This window comes from Streptomyces longisporoflavus, from assembly GCF_014649775.1.
Lineage (GTDB): Bacteria > Actinomycetota > Actinomycetes > Streptomycetales > Streptomycetaceae > Streptomyces > Streptomyces longisporoflavus.
In genome coordinates, this window is sequence record NZ_BMTR01000007.1 from 53,888 (window position 1) to 71,061 (window position 17,174).

Genomic DNA, 17,174 nt, shown 5'->3' on the forward strand with positions numbered 1-17,174 from the left:
GAGGCGGGAGCGAGGGGGCGGGCCGCTCGGCGGCATGGATCTTGTGAATGCGCGCACAAGCGACCCCCATTGTGACATCGGGGTGTTCTCGGGGTTCGCTCAGGGGCCGATGCCCTGTTCCGACCCCATATCCGACGGCTACCGTCGATGCGTGGCAACGTTCCGACTGCAAGGCAGCAGGGTGCTCGCCGTGGACATGTCCGGCGACGCCGTCAAGGCGAAGAACGGCTCGATGGTCGCGTACGACGGCCAGATGGCCTTCAAGAAGATGACCGGCGGCGGCGAGGGCGTCCGGGGCATGGTGACCCGCCGCCTCACCGGCGAGCAGATGACGGTGATGGAGGTGAAGGGGCATGGCACCTGCTGGTTCGCGGACCGGGCCACCGAGATCAATCTCGTGTCGCTGCACGGCGAGAAGCTCTTCGTCGAGGCCGGCAATCTGCTGTGCACGGACGCGGGCCTGCGCACCGGCACCCACTTCACCGGCGTCCGCGGCGCCTCGCAGGGCAACGGCCTGTTCACCACGACCGTGGAGGGCTCGGGCCAAGCGGCGATCATGTCCGAAGGGCCGGCGGTGGTGCTGCGCGTGAGCAGGCAGTATCCGCTGACGGTGGACCCGGGGGCGTATGTCGCGCATCAGGGGGACCTCCGCCAGAACCTCCAGTCGGGCGTCACTTTCCGTACGCTGCTCGGCGAGGGCGGCGGCGAGGCCTTCCAGATCCGCTTCGAGGGCGAGGGCCTTGTCTACGTCCAGCCGAGCGAGCGGACGACGATCGCGGGGGACGTCTGACATGCCCTTCCGGGAGATCAACTCGAAGATGGTCGAAGCGACGATCCTGCCGGGCCAGCGCCTGTTCAGCCAGCGCGGCGCCATGCTCGCCTACAAGGGAGATGTCACCTTCACGCCCAACATCCAGGGCGGTCAGGGCGGCCTGGCCTCCATGATCGGGCGCCGCGTGGCCAACGAGGCGACGCCCCTGATGACGGTGGAGGTCCCCCAAGGTCTTGATGACCAGGGAGGTACCCCCACCGGCACCGTCCTCTTCGGGCACGGCGGCCACCACATCCAGGTGATCACCCTCTCCGGGGACACCCTCTACGTGGAGGCGGACCGGCTGCTCGCCTTCGACGGGACGCTCCAGCAGGGCACGATGTTCATGGGCTCGCAGGGCGGCGTCATGGGCATGGTGCGCGGCCAGGTCACGGGGCAGGGCCTCTTCACCACCACGCTCAAGGGCCAGGGCTCGGTCGCCGTCATGGCGCACGGCGGCGTCATCGAGGTGCCGATCACCCCGCAGCGCCCGGTGCACGTCGACCCGCAGGCGTATGTGGCGCACCACGGCGACGTGCGCAACAAACTCTCCACGGCGCTCGGCTGGCGCGACATGGTGGGGCGGGGCTCGGGCGAGGCCTTCCAGCTCGAACTGTCCGGCAGCGGTGCGGTGTACGTCCAGGCGTCGGAGGAGAAGCTGTGAACCCCGCTGGGAACCCCTCGATGCCCGCGGGAGCGCCCGCGCCCCTCGACCCGATGTCGCTGCCGAGCGACGACAGCGTGAACGCGTACACCTTCTGCGTGGAGCTCAGGGGCAGCCAGTGGTTCCTGCAGAAGGGGAAGATGATCGCCTATTACGGGTCGATCGAGTTCAACGGCATCGGCCACGGCCGCCTGGACCGCCTGGTGCGCACGAGTTTCCATTCGCCCCTGCACGCGAGCGACTGGGTGGTGGCCGAGGGCCAGGGCAAGATGCTCCTCGCCGACCGGGCCTTCGACGTGAATTCGTACGACCTCGAAGACGGCAACCTGACCATTCGCTCGGGCAACCTCCTCGCTTTTCAGCCAACTCTCGCGCTGAAGCAGTCCATCGTGCCGGGCTTCCTGACCCTGATCGGGACCGGAAAGTTCGTGGCCGCGTCGAACGGCCCGGTGGTCTTCATGGAACCGCCGATCCGGGTGGACCCGCAGGCCCTGGTGGGCTGGGCGGACTGCCCTTCGCCCTGCCATCACTACGACCACGGATATCTGACCGGAGTCATCGGAGGCGTGCGGGCGCTGACCGGGATCGGCGGAACCTCAGGTGAGGAGCATCAGTTCGAGTTCGTGGGGGCGGGCACGGTGCTCCTGCAGTCCTCGGAGGCGCTCATGGCCGAGCAGGCGACGGGCGCGCTGCCGCAGCAGGCGGGAGTGCCGGGCGGTCAGGGCGCACCGGGTCAGCACGGACAACGCGGGCAGCAGCCGGGGCAACCGCGCCTTCCCGGACAACTGGGGGACCTCCAGCGTCGCTTCGGCCTGTGAGCGGTAGTCTGCGGAGTGTGACGGCGAACGTCTGTGCCCCTCTCCACCTGAGGGTAAGAGGCGCGCGTCACACACCGACATTCGTTCACCTTTCAACTTCTTAGGTAGAATCGATTCCATGGAGACCGATACGGCCCCGCAGTGGCTGACCAACGAGGAACAGTGCGCCTGGCGCACCCACGTGGAGGTCAACAGGATGCTGACCTATCAGCTCGAGAAAGACCTCCAGCCGTTCAACCTGACCATGAACGACTACGACATCCTCGTGCATCTCTCCGAATCGGAAGAGAAGCGGATGCGTATGAGCGACCTCGCGGCCGCCACACTGCAGTCGAAGAGCCGCCTGTCCCATCAGATCACCCGCATGGAGAACGCGGGCCTGGTGCGCAGGGAGAACTGCGAGTCCGACCGGCGGGGGCTCTACACCGTCCTCACGGACGAGGGCATGGAGACCATGCAGCGGGTCGCCCCGCACCACGTGGACTCCGTCCGGCGGCACTTCGTCGACCTCATCTCGCCCGAGGCGCTCGGCGAGCTCCACAAGGCCCTGACCCCGATCGCGGAACACCTCCGCGCCCAGCGGGGCAAGCCCTGACCCTCACCGGGAAGAAGCGGCCGGCACCCTGAGTTCGAAGAGCGCTCCCCCGCCGGGGGCCTCCCGGACCGTCAGGGTCCCGCCGTGCCGCGCGGCGACGTCGCGCGCGATGGCGAGGCCCAGGCCCGCCCCGCCGTCATCCCTGGTGCGGGCGTCGTCGAGGCGGACGAAGCGCTCGAAGATCCGGTCGCGTTCGTCCTGCGGCACACCGTCTCCGTCGTCGGCGACCTCCAGGACCGCCCAACCGCCGTCGGCGCGGGTGGAGACCGTGACGTGCGAGCTCGCGTGGCGCTGCGCGTTGTTCACCAGATTGCCGAGCACGCGCGCCAGCTGGCTCCGCGATCCGGCGACCTCGGCGTTCTTCAGGTCCATACGGACGTCGGCGCGGTCCCTGGTGCGCTGCGAGAGCTCCTCGCGGGCCAGGGCCGCCAGGTCCACACGTCCTTCGCCCGGCCTCTCGCCCGCGTCCAGACGGGCGAGGAGCAGCAGGTCGGCGGCCAGCTCCTGCAGCCGAACGGTGTCCTCGACCGCGCCCTCCACGTCCAGCAACTCCGGGTGCGCCGCGCCCACTTCGAGCTGCGTGCGCAGGGAGGCGATGGGGCTGCGCAGTTCGTGCGAGGCGTCGGCCACGAAGCGGCGCTGGCGCTCGACCGACGTCTGCAGCGCGGCGAGGGTCTCGTTCGTGGTCGTGGCGAGGCGGGCGATCTCGTCGTGCGTGTCCGGTTCGGGCACGCGGCGCGCGAGGTCCTCGGACGCGGTGATCGCCGCCATCTCGGAGCGGATCGCGTCCACCGGGCGCAGGGCGCGGCGCGTCACCAGCCAGGTCACGCCGGCGATCACCGCCAGGAGCAGGGGGAAGCCGATGAGCATGGACGTCAGCGCCGTGGACACCGCGCTCTGCTGCGCGGCGAGCGACGCGCCCGCGTAGACGGTGAGGTCGCCCTTCTTGTCGGTGGACACCTCCACCTCGGCGAAGCGGTAGTCCGCCGTCTCGCCGTCGACGGTGGCGGAGCCGGTGGTGACACGCGGGTCGTCGTCGGAGACCTCCCCGAACTCGGGCGCCTCGCTCTCGCTGTCGGCGTCGTCATCGCCGTCGCTCTTCGGGGGCGCGGACGACGCGGGGCCGGGCTTCACGGCGCCGACGCCCGTACCGCTGATGCGCTGAAGATCCTCGGTGGCGGCGACGAGCCGTCCGTCGCCGTCGACGATCTGGACCGGGTGGTCCTCGTCGTCCAGGTCCAGATCGCCGTACGCCGTGTTCCCCGCGAGCTGCGAGGCCACCCCGCGGGCGGCCGACTCGGCCTGGCCGCTCGCCTGGTCGGTCAGGCTGTCGCGCAGCGAGAGCAGCACGGCGGCCCCCGCGACGACGAGCGCGACGGCTACGACGAGACTGGCGCCGAGCGTGGCGCGGGCCCGTACGGAACTGAAGAAGCGCTTCATCGGGGGGTCTCCAGGCGGTATCCGGCGCCGCGCACCGTCTTGATCAGCGGCGCCCCGAGCTTGCGCCGCAGGGCGCTGATGTACACCTCGACGATGTTGGGGTCGCCCTCGTAGGCGAAGTCCCAGACGTGTTCGAGGATGTCGCCCTTGGAGACCACCTCGCCGGCCCGCAGCAGCAGCTGTTCGAGCACGGCGAACTCTTTGGCGGTGAGCGCCACTTCGGTGTCTTCTGTGTCTGCTGTGTCCTGGGTGCGGAAGACACGGCGCGCCGCGGTGTCCACTTTCAGTTCACCGAGGACGTGAACGGGAGAAGGCCCCCCGTTGCCGCGCCGGCGCAGGATCGCCTTCACGCGGGCCACGAGCACGACGTACGAGAAGGGCTTGGTGAGGTAGTCGTCGGCGCCCGTATCGAGCCCCTCGGCCTCGTCGTACTCCCCGTCCTTTGCCGTGAGCATCAGGATCGGTACGTCGTGTCCCGCGGCGCGGAGGGTGGAGCAGACCCGGTAGCCGTTCATGCCGGGCAGCATGATGTCGAGGATGACCAAGTCGTACGTACCCTCGCTCGCCCGGTGTAGTCCGTCGACGCCGTCGTGCACGACGTCCACGGCGTAGCCCTCGGCCGTAAGTCCCTTGGCGAGCGACAGGGCGAGCCGCTTTTCGTCCTCCACGATCAACAGGCGCATGCGTTCAGGGTCCCAGAGCGAACCTGAAGAGTTCTTCAGGTGGCTTCAGGCTGGCTTCAGGGTCACTCAGCCAGATTGGTTCTTGTCGAAAGCGAACGGCAGCGGCCCACCGGCCGCAGGCCACCGACTCGGGAGGACCCCCTCATGAAGCGCAACATCGTCATCGCCACCGTCGCAGCCCTGGCCCTCGCCGGGGGCGGTACGGCGACAGCACTCGCTGCCACCGGCGACGACGACTCGTCGGCCGCCGCGAAGAAGTCGAGCGTTCAGCTGAAGGACAACGACCGTGACGACGACCGGTACGACGACGACCGCGCCGACGACCGGAACGATGACCGGGACGACGCCAAGGAGAACAGCGCCGAGGCGAAGGCCGCCAAGGTGACGGCCGCGGACGCTATCAAGGCGGCGCTGGCCGACTCGTCCGGCACGGCGGTCTCCGCCGAGCTCGACGACGAGGACAACGGCGGCCTGGTCTGGGACGTCGACCTGCTCAAGGGCGACACGTGGCACAGCGTCCAGGTCGACCCCGGCACCGGCAAGGTGCTCGGCTCGCACACCGAGAAGGACGACGACGGCGACGCGAAGCGGGTCGCCGCGGCCCTGAAGGGTGCCTCCGTCAACGCCGAGGACGCGGCGAAGGCCGCCGCCGCCAAGGGCACGGTGACCTCCGTGGACCTGGACGACGACGGCACGGCCACGGCCTGGGAGGCAGAGACGGCCTCCGGCAAGGGCGCGGAGTCCGACTGGAAGGTCGACGCGCAGTCGGGCAAGGTCACGGCGGACAAGTCGGACAGCCGCGACGATGAGGACGACGCGGACGACAACGACTCCGACGACTAATTCGCGCGGCGTTCCCCTGACCCACGACATGCGCCGCCCCCGCAGGAATGCCCTGCGGGGGCGGCGCGTTGCCACGCGGGGGGTGCGATGCCGGGTTGCTTGCTGGTGCAACTGCCTGGACCGTCGCTGCGCGACGGAGTTTTCCCGCCCACCCACCCGATTACCCCGAGTCATCGGGTGGGTGGGCGGGAGAGAATCGCCGCGCAGCGGCGTCTGGTCCGGCGCCCCCGACGCAGAGCAAGCAGACCCAACGCCCAGCCCGCACCCGCACAGGCCAAGCAGACACCCCCCGCTAACCCCCGGAGGGCGCCGCCCCCACCGTCAACGACTCCACAAGCTCGTCCGCCGCCGAGTACGGATCAAGCTCCCCGGCGACGATCCGCTCCGCGAGAGCGGAGAGCCGCGCATCGCCGTGGAGATCAGCGATACGCTCCCGCAAAGCCGTCACCGCGATGGTCTCCACCTCGCGCGCGGCCCGCGCGGCCCTGCGCTCCCCCAGGACCCCCCGCTCCTCCATCCAGGCCCGGTGCTTCTCCAGGGCTTCGACGACCTCGTCGGTCCCCTCGCCCCGCGCGGCCACCGTCTTCACGATGGGCGGGCGCCAGTCCCCCGCCTCGCGGGACTCCCCGAGCCCCAGCATGTGGTTCAGCTCGCGCGCGGTCGCGTCCGCACCGTCCCGGTCCGCCTTGTTGACCACGTACACATCGCCGATCTCCAGGATTCCGGCCTTCGCCGCCTGGATACCGTCGCCCATGCCGGGCGCGAGCAGCACCACCGACGTGTCCGCCTGCGAGGCGATCTCCACCTCGGACTGGCCGACCCCGACCGTTTCCACCAGGATCACGTCGCAGCCCGCGGCGTCGAGCACCCGGATCGCCTGCGGCGCCGACCACGCGAGGCCGCCGAGGTGGCCGCGCGTCGCCATGGAGCGGATGTAGACCCCGGGGTCGGACGCGTGCTCCGACATCCGGACCCGGTCGCCGAGCAGCGCGCCCCCGGAGAACGGGGACGACGGGTCGACGGCGAGGACGCCGACCCGCTTGCCCGCCCGGCGGTACGCGGACACCAGCGCCGACGTCGAAGTCGACTTGCCGACACCGGGCGACCCCGTGAGGCCCACCACGTACGCGTGCCCCGCCAGCGGAGCCAGCGCCGCCATGACCTCGCGGAGCTGCGGTGACGCCCCCTCGACCAGTGAGATCAGCCGGGCCACGGCCCGCGGCCTGCCCTCGCGGGCCTGGGCCACCAGGGAGGGGACGTCCTGCATGTCAGACAGCTCCGTTCCAAGACGTTTCCGGGTCGGGGAAACAAAACGTTTCCGGGTCGGGGAAAAGCGTGCGCGCGAAACGCGTCAGCCCTTCGCCACCTTCACGATCAGCGCGTCACCCTGCCCGCCGCCACCGCACAGCGCGGCCGCGCCCACGCCGCCGCCGCGCCGCTTCAGTTCGAGGGCCAGGTGCAGGACGACACGTGCGCCGGACATCCCGATCGGATGACCCAGGGCGATGGCACCGCCGTTGACGTTCACCTTTTCCGAGGAGACTCCGAGGTCCTTCATTGACTGCACCGCGACCGCGGCGAAGGCCTCGTTGATCTCGATCAGGTCGAGGTCCTCGACGTCCAGGCCCTCCTTCTTCAGCGCGTGCCGGATAGCGTTCGACGGCTGCGACTGGAGCGAGTTGTCCGGGCCGGCCACGTTGCCGTGCGCCCCGATCTCGGCGATCCAGTCCAGGCCGAGCTCGAGGGCCTTGGCCTTGGACATCACCACGACCGCCGCCGCACCGTCGGAGATCTGCGAGGACGTACCCGCCGTGATCGTGCCGTCCTTGGTGAAGGCCGGGCGCAGCTTGCCGAGCGACTCGGCGGTCGTCTCGCCGCGGATGCCCTCGTCCTGCGAGAACAGGACCGGGTCGCCCTTGCGCTGCGGGATCTCGACCGGGGTGATCTCGGCCTCGAAGATGCCGTTCTTCTGGGCGGCGGACGCGCGCTGGTGGGAGGCGGCGGCGATCTCGTCCTGCTCGGGGCGCGCGATGCCGAGGCGGGTGTTGTGCTTCTCCGTGGACTCGCCCATGGCGATGTTCTCGGTGGAGTCGGTCAGACCGTCGTACGCCATGGAGTCGATCATCTCGATGGCGCCGTACTTGTAGCCCTCGCGCGACTTCGGCAGGAGGTGCGGCGCGTTCGTCATCGACTCCTGGCCGCCGGCGACGACGACCTCGAACTCGCCCGCGCGGATCAGCTGGTCGGCGAGCGCGATCGCGTCGAGCCCGGAGAGGCACACCTTGTTGACGGTGAGCGCGGGGACGTTCATCGGGATGCCCGCCTTGACGGCGGCCTGACGTGCCGGGATCTGCCCTGCCCCGGCCGTGAGGACCTGCCCCATGATCACGTACTGCACCTGGTCGCCGCCGATGCCGGCCCGGTCGAGCGCGGCCTTGATCGCGAACCCGCCCAGGTCGGCGCCGGAGAAGGACTTCAGGGAGCCGAGCAGGCGGCCCATGGGCGTTCGAGCGCCCGCGACGATCACTGAGGTGGTACCGGTCGTTCCAGACATGTGCCACGGCCCCTTGGGAGGAGGAGTTAATGAGGGTTTACTTGAATGTACTGAGCGGTACGCCGCGCGTCACCGGGCCTCCGGTGTGATCGCGCGCACGTTGCGTAATCACCGCCGGAAGGGCTGCACTTAAATCATGCTGACGCGAATCGATCACATCGGGATCGCCTGTTTCGACCTGGACAAGACCGTCGAGTTCTACCGGGAGACTTATGGCTTCACGGTGTTCCACACCGAAGTCAACGAAGAGCAGGGCGTGCGCGAGGCCATGCTGAAGATCAATGAGACGAGCGACGGCGGCGCCTCCTACCTGCAACTTCTGGAGCCCACCCGCGACGATTCCGCCGTGGGCAAATGGCTGGCGAAGAACGGCGAAGGAGTGCACCACATCGCCTTCGGCACCGCGGATGTCGACGGCGACGCCGCGGCCGTCAAGGAAAAGGGCGTACGTGTCCTTTATGAGGAGCCCCGGATCGGATCCATGGGATCCCGCATCACCTTCCTGCACCCCAAGGACTGTCACGGTGTACTGACCGAACTGGTCACTTCGGCCGCTCAGGAGTCACCGGAGCACTGACCTCCGCATACTTGGGCCGGTAGGGTTGGGGGCGGCCGTCCGAAGTATGGGCGGCCGGTCGTCCGTACGCTGGGCGGCCGCTTGCCGGGGTCCGGGTTTCGGGGGACGAGCATCAGGGCAGCAGCCCACGCTCCGCTGTTGATCTGACACCATTCCCCGTGGGCCCCGTTCGGCGGATGGACAGGGCCCGGCGACCGAAGTGGGGTTCCCCCCTACTTGGGCGCAGTGAGGGCTTGGAGTGGGGTCTCCCCTACTTGGGCGCAGTGAGAGCTTGGAGTGGGGTCTCCCCTGCTCGAACGAAGTTGAGAGCTTGGGGAAGGATGGGACCGCGCAGTGCGGGGCTACGAACGCCAAGAGAGCTCGCGGGCTGAGACGGACCATCTTTCGCGGTTCGAGGCCGAGATGGACCGGCTGAAGACCGAGCGAGAGAAGGCTGTTCAGCACGCCGAAGACCTCGGCTACCAGGTCGAGGTGTTGCGCGCCAAGCTGCACGAGGCGCGCCGTAACCTCGCGTCCCGCCCCGCCTACGACGGCGCGGACATCGGCTACCAGGCCGAGCAGTTGCTCCGTAACGCCCAGATCCAGGCCGATCAGCTGCGCCAGGACGCCGAGCGGGAGCTGCGCGACGCCCGTGCGCAGACCCAGCGGATCCTCCAGGAGCACGCCGAGCAGCAGGCCAGGCTCCAGTCCGAGCTGCACGCCGAGGCGGTGTCACGCCGTCAGCAGCTCGACCAGGAGCTGTCCGAGCGCCGCCAGACCGTCGAGTCGCACGTCAACGAGAACGTGGCGTGGGCCGAGCAGCTGAGGGCGCGCACGGAGCAGCAGGCGCGCCGCCTGCTCGACGAGTCGCGCGCCGAGGCCGATCAGGCCCTCGCCGCCGCCCGCGCCGAGGCCGAGCGCGTGGCCGAGGAGGCCCGCCAGCGCCTGTCGAGCGACGCCGAGGCGGCCCGCGCCGAGGCCGAGACGATTTTGCGCCGGGCCCGCACGGACGCCGAGCGCCTCCTGAACGCCGCGTCCACGCAGGCGCAGGAGGCCACCGACCACGCGGAGCAGCTGCGCTCCACCACGGCCACCGAGTCCGAACAGGCGCGCCGCCAGGCGACCGAGGCGAGCCGGGCCGCCGAGCAGCGCATGGCGGAGGCCGAGACGGCGCTGCGCGAGGCGCGTGCCGAGGCGGACAAGGTCCTCGCCGATGCCAAGGAACTGGCGTCCAAGCAGTTGTCGGCCGCCGAGGGCGCCAACGAACAGCGCACGCGCACCGCCAAGGAGCAGGTCGCCCGTCTGGTCGGGGAGGCCACGAAGGAGGCCGAGGCCACCAAGGCCGAGGCCGAGCAACTCGTCGCCGACGCCCGCGCCGAGGCCGAGAAGCTGATCAAGGAAGCCGCCGAGAAGGCGCGCACGATCACCGCCGAGGAGACCGCGGGCCAGCTCGCCAAGGCGGCCCGCACCGCGGAGGACGTACTCGACAAGGCGTCCAAGGACGCCAAGGAGACGACGAAGGCCGCCACCGAGGAGGCCGAGCGGATCCGCGGCGAGGCCGAGGCCGAGGCGGACCGGCTGCGTGCCGAGGCGCACGACATCGCCGAGCAGCTCAAGGGCACGGCGAAGGACGACACCAAGGAGTACCGCGCCAAGACCGTCGAGCTGCAGGAGGAGGCGCGCAGGCTGCGCGGCGAGGCCGAGCAGCTGCGGGCCGACGCGGTCACCGAGGGTGAGCGGATCCGCGGCGAGGCCCGGCGCGAGGCCGTCCAGCAGATCGAGGAGGCGGCCAAGTCCGCCGAGGAGCTGCTCGCCAAAGCGAAGGCCGACGCGGACGAGCTGCGGTCGGCGGCCGGCGCCGACAGCGAGCGGACGCGCACCGAGGCCATCGAGCGCGCCACGTCCCTGCGCAAGCAGGCCGAGGAGACCCTGGAGCGCACCCGCGGGGAGGCCGAGCGGCACCGCGAGGAGGCCGCCGAGCAGGCCGAGGCCACGAAGGCCGAGGCCGAGGAGGCCGCGCGTGCCCTGCGTGAGGAGACCGAGCGGGCGATAGCGGCACGTCAGGCCGAGGCCGCCGACGAGCTGGCGCGCCTGCACACGGAGGCCGAGGAGCGGCTGGCCTCCGCCGAGCAGGCGCTGACCGACGCCCGCGCCGAGGCCGAGCGCATCCGCAAGGAGGCCGCGGACGAGACGGACCGCCTCCGCGCGGAGTCCGCCGAGCGGATCCGCGCCCTTCAGTCGCAGGCCGAGACCGAGGCCGAGCGGCTGCGCACGGAGGCCGCGGCCGACGCCTCGCAGGCGCGCGCCGAGGGCGAGAACGTCGCCGTGCGGCTGCGTTCGGACGCCGCCGCCGAGGCCGAGCGGCTCAAGACCGAGGCCCAGGAGTCGGCCGACCGGCTGCGCTCGGAGGCCGCCGCCGCCGCCGAGCGGGTGGGCACGGAGGCCGCCGAGGCACTCGCCGCCGCCCAGGAGGAGGCCGCGAGGCGCCGCCGAGAGGCCGAGGAGACCCTCAATTCCGCGCGCGCGGAGGCCGACCAGGAGCGCGAGCGGGCCCGCGAGCAGAGCGAGGAGCTCCTCGCCTCCGCCCGCAAGCGCGTCGAAGAGGCCCAGGCCGAGGCCGTCCGCCTGGTCGAGGAGGCCGACCGCAGGGCGACCGAGATGGTCTCCAGCGCCGAGCAGACCGCGCAGACCGTACGGGACTCCGTGGCGGGCCTGCAGGAAGCGGCGCAGGAGGAGATCGCGGGCCTGCGCAGCGCCGCCGAGCACGCGGCGGAGCGCACCCGGACCGAGGCGCAGGAGGAGGCGGACCGCGTCCGCTCCGACGCGTACGCCGAGCGGGAGCGCGCCAAGGAGGACGCGGCCCGCGCCCGGCGCGAGGCGAGCGAGGAGACCGAGGCCGCCAAGTCCCTTGCCGAGCGCACCGTTTCGGAGGCGATCGCGGAGGCCGAGCGGCTGCGTTCGGACGCTTCCGAGTATGCCCAGCGTTCGCGCACCGAGGCATCGGACGCGATCGCGACGGCCGAGCAGGACGCGTCCCGCACGCGCGCCGACGCCCGTGAGGACGCCAACCGCATCCGCAGCGACGCGGCGAGCCAGGCCGACCAGTTGATCGGCGAGGCGCGCAGCGAGGCGGAGCGGCTGCAGAACGAGACGATCGCCGAGGCCGAGCGGCTCAAGGCAGAGACCGCCGCGGAGGCCGAGCGGCTGCGCGGCGAGACGGCTTCGGAGGCCGAGCGGCTGCGCTCGGAGTCGGTGGCCAAGGCCGAGAAGCTCATCTCGGACGCGACGGGCGACGCCGAGCGGCTTCGCGCGGACGCGGCGGAGACGGTCGGCTCCGCCCAGCAGCACGCCGAGCGCATCCGGTCCGAGGCCGAGCGCGTCAAGGCGGAGGCGGCGGCCGAGGCCGAGCGGCTCACCACGCAGGCGCGGGACGAGGCCGAACGCACCCTGGACGAGGCGCGCCAGGCGGCCAACAAGCGTCGCTCCGAGGCGGCCGAGCAGGTCGACGCGCTCATCACGGAGGCGGTGGCCGAGGCCGAGAAGCTGACGTCCGACGCCCGGGAGAAGGCGCTCAAGGCCACCACGGACGCGGAGGCGCAGGCCGACACGATGGTCGGGGCCGCGCGCACGGAAGCCGACCGCCTGATCACCGAGGCCACGGTCGAGGGCAACTCCGCGGTGGAGAAGGCACGTAAGGACGCGGACGAACTGCTCGTCGGCGCCCGCAGGGACGCGACGGCCATACGGGAGCGCTCCGAGGAGCAGCGTGACCGCCTGACCGCCGAGATCGAGGAGCTGCACGAGCGTGCGCGCCGCGAGTCCGCCGAGGCGATGAAGTCCGCCGGTGAACGCTGCGACGCCCTGGTGAAGGCCGCGGAGGAGCAGCTCGCCGAGGCGGAGGCGAAGGCCAAGGAGCTGGTGTCGGACGCGAGTTCCGAGGCCGGCAAGGTGCGGATCTCGGCCGTGAAGCGGGCCGAGGCGCTGCTCAAGGAGGCCGAGACGAAGGTCGCCGAGCTGGTACGGGACGCCGAGCGCGTCAAGGCCGAGGCGCAGGCAGAGGCAGAGCGTACGGTTGACGAGGGGAAACGCGAGCTCGAAGTCCTGGTGCGGCGCCGGGAGGACATCAACGCCGAGATTTCCCGTGTCCAGGACGTGCTGGAGGCGTTGGAGTCTTTTGAGGCTCCGCCGATCGCCGGTGCGAAGGATGGCGGAGTCAAGGCCGGTGCAGCCGCGGGGTCAACTCGATCGGGTGGCAAGCCGTCTGAAGGCTAGCCAAATGAACTTCCGGCGTGCTTTGTAAGGACCTTCGGCACTGTCCCTGGCAAGTGCTCCGGCGGTTAGCCACTCAAAAGGGGTGTCATTCTCCAGATCAAACGGGCATCCGCTCGATGACACGCCGCTTGGACCCCTAGGATTCCCCTATCACCTCACCGGTCTCATTCGACAGGAACCCCATGAGCGACACTTCCCCCTACGGCTTCGAGCTTGTGCGGCGTGGGTACGACCGCGCTCAGGTGGACGAACGTATCTCCAAGCTCGTCTCCGACCGTGACAGCGCTCTTGCTCGTATCACTGCTCTGGAAAAGCGCATTGAGGAGCTCCACCTCGAGACGCAGAACGCGCAGGCGCAGGTAGCCGACGCCGAACCGTCTTACGCGGGCCTGGGCGCGCGCGTCGAGAAGATCCTCCGCCTCGCCGAGGAGGAGGCGAAGGACCTGCGCGAGGAGGCCCGTCGCGCAGCCGAGCAGCACCGCGAGCTCGCCGAGTCGGCGGCCCAGCAGGTGCGCAACGACGCCGAGTCGTTCGCGGCCGAGCGCAAGGCCAAGGCTGAGGACGAGGGCGTCCGGATCGTCGAGAAGGCCAAGGGCGAAGCGGGCGCGCTGCGCAGCGAGGCTCAGAAGGACGCCCAGCAGAAGCGTGAGGAGGCGGACGCCCTCTTCGAGGAGACCCGCGCCAAGGCCGCCCAGGCCGCGGCCGACTTCGAGACGAACCTCGCCAAGCGCCGCGAGCAGTCGGAGCGTGACCTGGCCTCGCGTCAGGCCAAGGCCGAGAAGCGCCTCGCGGAGATCGAGCACCGCGCCGAGCAGCTCCGTCTCGAGGCCGAGAAGCTCCGCACGGACGCCGAGCGCCGCGCTCGCCAGACGGTGGAGACCGCTCAGCGCCAGGCCGAGGACATCGTCGCCGATGCCAACGCCAAGGCGGACCGGATCCGGAGCGAGTCCGAGCGCGAGCTCGCGGCGCTCACCAACCGCCGGGACTCGATCAACGCTCAGCTCACCAACGTGCGCGAGATGCTGGCCACCCTCACGGGTGCGGCGGTGGCTGCCGCCGGTTCGCCTGCCGAGGACGAGCCGGTCTCCCGCGGGGTTCCGGCTCAGCAGACGCGATAAGGCTGTTGGGACACTGCGGGCCGGTTGTGGCTGGTCGCGCAGTTCCCCGCGCCCCTGACGGGGCCCTCTGTCAAGTGGCAGGGGGCTCTGTCCCGTTTTAGCGTGGCCGCATGATCGAGCTCGAGGGGCTGACCAAGCGGTACGGCGAGAAAATGGCCGTCAACAACCTCACCTTCACCGTGCATCCGGGCATCGTCACCGGCTTCCTCGGGCCGAACGGGGCGGGCAAGTCCACGACGATGCGCATGATGCTCGGGCTCGACAACCCCACGGCGGGCGCCGCCCGGATCGACGGCAAGCGGTACGCCCAGCTGAAGGACCCCCTCAAGTACATCGGCGCCCTGCTCGACGCCAAGGCCATGCACGGCGGGCGCAGCGCCTTCAACCACCTCCTGTGCCTCGCGCAGAGCAACGGCATTCCGCGCGCCCGCGTCCACGAGGTCCTCGACACGGTGGGCTTGACGCAGGTCGCCGGGAAGAAGGCGAAGGGGTTCTCGCTCGGCATGGGCCAGCGGCTCGGCATCGCGGGCGCGTTGCTCGGCGACCCCGAGATCCTGATGTTCGACGAGCCGGTCAACGGGCTCGACCCCGAGGGCATCCACTGGATCCGCAATCTGATGAAGTCCCTCGCCTCGCAGGGCCGCACGGTCTTCGTCTCCTCCCACCTGATGAGTGAAATGGCGCTGACCGCCGACCATCTCGTCGTCATCGGGCAGGGCCGGCTCCTCGCCGACACCTCCATGGCGGACTTCATCCGCCAGAACTCACGCTCGTACGTCCGACTGCGCACTCCGCAGCGCGAGCGCCTCCTCGACGTGCTGCACCAGGAGGGCGTCACCGTCGTCGAGGCGGGCAACGGCACGTTCGAGGTCGACGGCACCCCGTCGGAGGATCTCGGCGAGCTCGCCGCCCGCCATCAGCTCGTCCTCCACGAACTGAGCCCCCAGCAGGCCTCCCTGGAGGAGGCCTTCATGCGGCTCACCGCGGAGTCGGTGGAGTATCACGCGCACGCCGATCACGCGGGTTCCGGCGCCGCCCCGCCGCCTCCCGGCCAGGGCGGGGACTGGGGCGCGGGCTGGCAGCAGCAGAGGAAGAGGTCCTGAGCGATGGCCGCGACGCAGGTACTGAAGTCGGAGTGGACCAAGATCCGCTCGGTCTCGTCGACCGTGTGGACGCTCGGTCTCGCCCTGGTCGTCACGGTCGGGCTCGGCCTGTTGATCAGCATCCTGGCGAAGAACGACTACGACAGCCTCAACGCCCAGGACCGCCGGGTGTTCGACCCGACCTTCACCAGCTTCGCCGGTACGAGCCTCGGCCAGCTCGCGATGATCGTCTTCGGAGTGCTCGTCGTCTCGAACGAGTACAGCACCGGCATGATCCGCACCTCGCTCTCCGCGGTCCCGCAGCGCGCGACCTTCATGGCGAGCAAGGTCGCGGTCGCCACCCTGCTCGCCCTGGTGGTGGGCCTGGTCACGAGCTTCATCTCGTTCTTCCTCGGGCAGGCGATGCTCGGCGAGCACAAGGCGCTGATCAGCGATCCGGGCGTGCTGCGCGCGGTGATCGGCGGCGGGCTCTACATGACGCTCATCGCGATGTTCTCGATGGGCGTCGCGATGATGCTGCGCAGTCCGATGCTGTCGCTCGGCATCCTGATGCCGTTCTTCTTCCTGATCTCCAGCATCCTCGGCAACGTCTCCGCGACGAAGAAGATCGGGCGTTTCCTCCCCGACCAGGCGGGCAGCAAGATCATGCAGGTGAAGACGCCCCTGGACGACGACAGCCCGTACGGGCCCTGGGGCGGGCTCGCGATCATGGTGCTGTGGGTCGTGGTGGCGCTGATCGGCGGCTACGCCCTGCTGAAGAAGCGCGACGCGTAGCTCGCGGGGAGGCAGGTATGGCGCGGGGCCGGAGTCTCGTCTCGCTCGGCCTCGACGTCGTGCCCGCGCTGCAACCGCTGGCCTATCCCGGTCGCCCCGCTCCCTGGCCCGCCCTCCTGACCGGCGACGAGCTGCTCCCCCTCGGTGTGCGTCCGCTGCCGCTCGGGCGGTGGACCGTGGCGGGGCAGGCGCTCGACGCCGTGCTCGGCGAGCGGGGCCTGGCGCCCGTCGGCCGCAGGCACCCCGTCATCGCCGTCGGGTCGAACGCCTCCCCCGCCCAGGTCGCGTACAAGCTGGTCCGGCGCGGCATCCCCGCCGCCGTGCCGATGGTCCCGGTGCGGGTGCGCGGTATCGCCGTGGGCTGCTCGGCGCACATCGGGCGGGCCGGGTACGTGGCGGCGGCGCCTTACCGCGACGACCCGGCGGCCGAGACCACCCTCGTCGTGAGCTGGCTCGACGAGGATCAGTTCGGGGCGGTCGACGAGACGGAGTTCCCCAACTACCGGCGGGTGCTCCTGCCGGGCGACGACTTCGCCATGACCCTGCCGTCCGGAGAACCGCTCGGCGGCGCGTTCCTCTACGTCAGCGCGCGCGGCGTCCTCACGGTTTCCGGCGCCGGAGAGCCCCGGCGCGGCGGCGGCCACCAGGCCACGCTGCTCGCCTCGCTGCTGGCGGGGTCACCGCGCCTGCGGGAGCTGCTCGGCCCCGATCCCGCGAGCTGGGTGCGCAAGGCCGCCGCCGACCGTGCGGTGCGCGAATCCGGGACCCGGATCTTCGGCGAGGAGAGCTGGGTCCTGCGGCGGCCGGGCCTGCTGCCGTAAGCAGGTGGAGCGGCCGGGCTCTGACGGATGCCCGGAGCCCCGGGTCACCCCCCGAAAAGATGCAGCACTTGGCTTTGGCCGGAACCGTCAGCTCCCCGTTATCCTCCTAACCCTTACGGGGG

Annotated in this window: 15 protein-coding genes; 11 read left to right on the forward strand and 4 right to left on the reverse strand. The window is 70.7% G+C overall.

Annotation, left to right across the window (positions count from 1 at the left end):
* Positions 1-109: 109 nt before the first annotated feature.
* From IE226_RS16000 to IE226_RS16015, 4 genes are all read left to right on the forward strand, one after another.
* Positions 110-790 carry an AIM24 family protein gene (locus tag IE226_RS16000; protein WP_190081902.1) on the forward strand — a complete coding sequence of 227 codons (681 nt, stop codon included), beginning with the start codon at positions 110-112 and terminating at the stop codon, positions 788-790.
* A gap of 1 nt (position 791) precedes the next feature.
* A complete protein-coding gene (locus tag IE226_RS16005) occupies positions 792-1,475 on the forward strand; it encodes an AIM24 family protein (protein ID WP_190081903.1) in 684 nt (227 codons plus the stop codon).
* Positions 1,476-1,495: 20 nt separating this feature from the next.
* Positions 1,496-2,293, forward strand: a complete 798-nt coding sequence (locus IE226_RS16010; protein WP_190082173.1) for an AIM24 family protein — start codon at positions 1,496-1,498, stop codon at positions 2,291-2,293.
* Between the two features lie 118 nt (positions 2,294-2,411).
* Positions 2,412-2,888 (forward strand): MarR family winged helix-turn-helix transcriptional regulator, encoded by a 477-nt coding sequence (locus IE226_RS16015; RefSeq protein ID WP_190081904.1) that lies wholly within the window; start codon positions 2,412-2,414, stop codon positions 2,886-2,888.
* A 3-nt stretch (positions 2,889-2,891) separates the two neighbouring features.
* On the opposite strand, the gene IE226_RS16020 is transcribed toward IE226_RS16015, so the two are convergent.
* Positions 2,892-4,328: a sensor histidine kinase gene (locus IE226_RS16020; protein ID WP_190081905.1), complete on the reverse strand. Its 1,437-nt coding sequence runs from the start codon at positions 4,326-4,328 to the stop codon at positions 2,892-2,894.
* The gene (locus IE226_RS16025; protein WP_190081906.1) at positions 4,325-5,011 is read right to left on the reverse strand and encodes a response regulator transcription factor; all 687 of its coding nucleotides are present in this window, start codon (positions 5,009-5,011) and stop codon (positions 4,325-4,327) included. The genes IE226_RS16020 and IE226_RS16025 overlap by 4 nt, the downstream gene beginning before the upstream one ends.
* Before the next feature lie 144 nt (positions 5,012-5,155).
* Between IE226_RS16025 and IE226_RS16030 the strand changes: the two genes are divergently transcribed.
* On the forward strand, positions 5,156-5,854 hold the full coding sequence (locus tag IE226_RS16030) for a PepSY domain-containing protein (protein WP_190081907.1): 699 nt from the start codon (positions 5,156-5,158) through the stop codon (positions 5,852-5,854).
* A gap of 292 nt (positions 5,855-6,146) precedes the next feature.
* Here IE226_RS16030 and meaB read toward each other — a convergent pair whose 3' ends face one another.
* Both meaB and IE226_RS16040 read right to left on the reverse strand, forming a co-directional pair.
* A complete protein-coding gene (meaB, locus tag IE226_RS16035; RefSeq protein WP_190081908.1) occupies positions 6,147-7,121 on the reverse strand; it encodes a methylmalonyl Co-A mutase-associated GTPase MeaB in 975 nt (324 codons plus the stop codon).
* Positions 7,122-7,205: 84 nt separating this feature from the next.
* Positions 7,206-8,408, reverse strand: coding sequence for an acetyl-CoA C-acetyltransferase (locus IE226_RS16040; protein WP_190081909.1), 1,203 nt, complete (start codon positions 8,406-8,408; stop codon positions 7,206-7,208).
* A 136-nt stretch (positions 8,409-8,544) separates the two neighbouring features.
* On the opposite strand from IE226_RS16040, the gene mce reads away from it, so the two are divergent.
* From mce to IE226_RS16070, 6 genes are all read left to right on the forward strand, one after another.
* Entirely contained in the window at positions 8,545-8,985 is a 441-nt protein-coding gene (gene mce / locus IE226_RS16045; RefSeq protein ID WP_190081910.1) for a methylmalonyl-CoA epimerase, read from the forward strand.
* 333 nt (positions 8,986-9,318) lie between these two features.
* Positions 9,319-13,236, forward strand: coding sequence for a polarized growth protein Scy (scy, locus tag IE226_RS16050; protein WP_190081911.1), 3,918 nt, complete (start codon positions 9,319-9,321; stop codon positions 13,234-13,236).
* Between the two features lie 182 nt (positions 13,237-13,418).
* Positions 13,419-14,354 carry a coiled-coil domain-containing protein gene (locus IE226_RS16055; protein ID WP_190081912.1) on the forward strand — a complete coding sequence of 312 codons (936 nt, stop codon included), beginning with the start codon at positions 13,419-13,421 and terminating at the stop codon, positions 14,352-14,354.
* A gap of 110 nt (positions 14,355-14,464) precedes the next feature.
* Positions 14,465-15,457, forward strand: a complete 993-nt coding sequence (locus tag IE226_RS16060; protein WP_190081913.1) for an ABC transporter ATP-binding protein — start codon at positions 14,465-14,467, stop codon at positions 15,455-15,457.
* Positions 15,458-15,460: 3 nt separating this feature from the next.
* A complete protein-coding gene (locus tag IE226_RS16065; RefSeq protein WP_190081914.1) occupies positions 15,461-16,231 on the forward strand; it encodes an ABC transporter permease in 771 nt (256 codons plus the stop codon).
* Between the two features lie 17 nt (positions 16,232-16,248).
* On the forward strand, positions 16,249-17,052 hold the full coding sequence (locus IE226_RS16070) for a hypothetical protein (protein WP_190081915.1): 804 nt from the start codon (positions 16,249-16,251) through the stop codon (positions 17,050-17,052).
* Positions 17,053-17,174: the final 122 nt, after the last annotated feature.